Source organism: Ruegeria sp. CDSB086 (assembly GCF_059611065.1).
Genome location: NZ_JBXWOV010000022.1, coordinates 1 through 2,500 on the forward strand (window position 1 = coordinate 1; position 2,500 = coordinate 2,500).

Below are 2,500 nucleotides of genomic sequence, written 5' to 3' on the forward strand. Positions count from 1 at the left end.
TGGTTGCGGGAGTAGGATTTGAACCTACGACCTTCAGGTTATGAGCCTGACGAGCTACCGGGCTGCTCCATCCCGCGTCACTTTGGTGGTCTACCGCCTATTCGGCTACTTGAGACCGTTTTTCGGCCTGTTGCTTACGCTACTTGAGGCCGGGGTCGAATGAGTTCGATATCGTAAGAGAGAAGTTTGATTGTGGGATTTTTCTAGGTTTGGCGGTGACCTACTCTCCCGGGGCTTAAGCCCAAGTACCATTGGCGCGGCAGTGCTTAACTTCCGGGTTCGGGATGGGACCGGGTGTTTCACTTGCGCTATGACCACCAAACCGAGGAAAATCCCCGTCGCGGCTTTGCTTTGCAAAGCGCGACGAGTGGCAGGCGACGTATTTGCGTGCAAATGCGCGTTGCTACTCGGTAGTTATGTCAATCAACACCGCAGCGTTTTGCTGCGAAGTTATCCATGTTTAATGAGGTGTATGTTTTTGATTTGTCTTTCCATTACTGGATCAAATCAAGCCTATCGGGCGATTAGTACCGGTCAACTGAACGCATTACTGCGCTTACATCTCCGGCCTATTGACGTGGTGGTCTTCCACGGCCCTCAGGGAGACCTTGTTTTGAGGGGGGCTTCCCGCTTAGATGCCTTCAGCGGTTATCCTGTCCGATCATAGCTACCCAGCACTGCCGTTGGCACGACAACTGGTCCACCAGTGGATCGTTCACCCCGGTCCTCTCGTACTAGGGGCAACTCCTCTCAAGTCTCCTACACCCACGGCAGATAGGGACCGAACTGTCTCACGACGTTCTAAACCCAGCTCACGTACCTCTTTAAACGGCGAACAGCCGTACCCTTGGGACCTGCTCCAGCCCCAGGATGAGATGAGCCGACATCGAGGTGCCAAACACTGCCGTCGATATGGACTCTTGGGCAGTATCAGCCTGTTATCCCCGGCGTACCTTTTATCCGTTGAGCGATGGCCCTTCCACTCGGGACCACCGGATCACTATGGCCGTCTTTCGACTCTGCTCGACTTGTCAGTCTCGCAGTCAGGCTGGCTTCTGCCATTGCACTCAACGAGCGATTTCCGACCGCTCTGAGCCAACCTTCGCGCGCCTCCGTTACGCTTTAGGAGGCGACCGCCCCAGTCAAACTACCCGCCACGCAGGGTCCCGGATCCGGATAACGGACCGCGGTTAGACATCAAGAGTGCGAAGGGTGGTATCTCAAGGGAGGCTCCACAAAGACTTGCGTCTCTGCTTCAAAGCCCACCACCTATCCTGCACATCACAATCCTGATGCCAGTGCGAAGCTGTAGTAAAGGTGCACGGGGTCTTTCCGTCTAACCGCGGGAAGCCTGCATCTTGACAGGCAATTCAATTTCGCTGAGTCGATGTTGGAGACAGCGGGGAAGTCGTTACGCCATTCGTGCAGGTCGGAACTTACCCGACAAGGAATTTCGCTACCTTAGGACCGTTATAGTTACGGCCGCCGTTTACCTGGGCTTCAATTCAAGGCTCTCACCTCTCCTTTTAACCTTCAGGCACCGGGCAGGCGTCAGACCCTATACGTCGTCTTGCGACTTCGCAGAGCCCTGTGTTTTTAATAAACAGTCGCCACCCCCTGGTTTGTGCCCCCAGCCCCTAGTTGCCTAGGAACCGGGCCTCCTTCTCGCGAACTTACGGAGGTATTTTGCCGAGTTCCTTCAACATCGTTCTCTCAAGCGCCTTGGTATGCTCTACCAGTCCACCTGTGTCGGTTTAGGGTACGGTCTTATAGGAGGGCTATTTCCAGGAACCTCTCAGCAGCCCATTCAATCCGATAAGGATGAACTACCTCTGAGATCCGTCACCACTCCACGGCCTAGGAATATTAACCTAGTTCCCATCGCCTACGCCTTTCGGCCTCGGCTTAGGGGCCGGCTTACCCTGCTCAGATTAGCTTTAAGCAGGAACCCTTGGACTTTCGGCGAGAGTGTCTCTCACACTCTTTGTCGCTACTCATGTCATCATTCTCACTAGTGATCTCTCCACCGGATCGCTCACGCGCCGGCTTCATCGAAAAGACTCGATCCTCCAAGGTGCCCCGAAGGACACTAAAGAGGATAAGTCTTATGTCACACTACGCTCTGCTACCATGCCTTACGGCATCCTAAGCTTCGGCTCATGGCTTGAGCCCCGTTACATCTTCGCCGCAGGACAACTTATTTAGACCAGTGAGCTGTTACGCTATCTTTAAAGGATGGCTGCTTCTAAGCCAACCTCCTGGTTGTTTTGGTCGTCCCACCTGCTTTCCCACTTAGCCATGAATTGGGGGCCTTAGCTGTAGGTCAGGGTTGTTTCCCTCTCCACTACGGACGTTAGCATCCGCAGTGTGTCTGCCATCTAGTACTCCCGGGTATTCGGAGTTTGGTTAGGATCAGTAAGCCTGTGGGGCCCCATTACCCATCCAGTGCTCTACCCCCCGGGGTATTCGGATGACGCTCTACCTAAATAGATTTCGCAGA

At 54.2% G+C, this 2,500-nt stretch carries 1 protein-coding gene, 1 tRNA gene and 2 rRNA genes (1 of these 4 cut by a window edge); 1 reads left to right on the top strand and 3 read right to left on the bottom strand.

What is annotated here, in order from left to right:
* Positions 1-77: transfer RNA gene (locus tag AC2FIO_RS22705), tRNA-Met, on the bottom strand.
* On the opposite strand from AC2FIO_RS22705, the gene AC2FIO_RS22710 reads away from it, so the two are divergent.
* Positions 41-163, top strand: a complete 123-nt coding sequence (locus tag AC2FIO_RS22710) for a hypothetical protein (RefSeq protein WP_496700151.1) — start codon at positions 41-43, stop codon at positions 161-163. The two genes, AC2FIO_RS22705 and AC2FIO_RS22710, sit on opposite strands and share 37 nt — an antisense overlap.
* 44 nt (positions 164-207) lie before the next feature.
* Here AC2FIO_RS22710 and rrf read toward each other — a convergent pair.
* Together rrf and AC2FIO_RS22720 are read right to left on the bottom strand one after the other, a co-directional pair.
* A 5S ribosomal RNA gene (gene rrf, locus AC2FIO_RS22715) occupies positions 208-322 on the bottom strand.
* A 181-nt stretch (positions 323-503) separates the two neighbouring features.
* A 23S ribosomal RNA gene (locus AC2FIO_RS22720) occupies positions 504-2,500 on the bottom strand; it runs 834 nt beyond the window's last position.

Excerpts from the sequence above, each read along its gene's own strand:
- AC2FIO_RS22710 (WP_496700151.1), top strand. The coding sequence starts at position 41 with ATGAGCCTGACGAGCTACCGGGCTGCTCCATCCCGCGTCACTTTGGTG.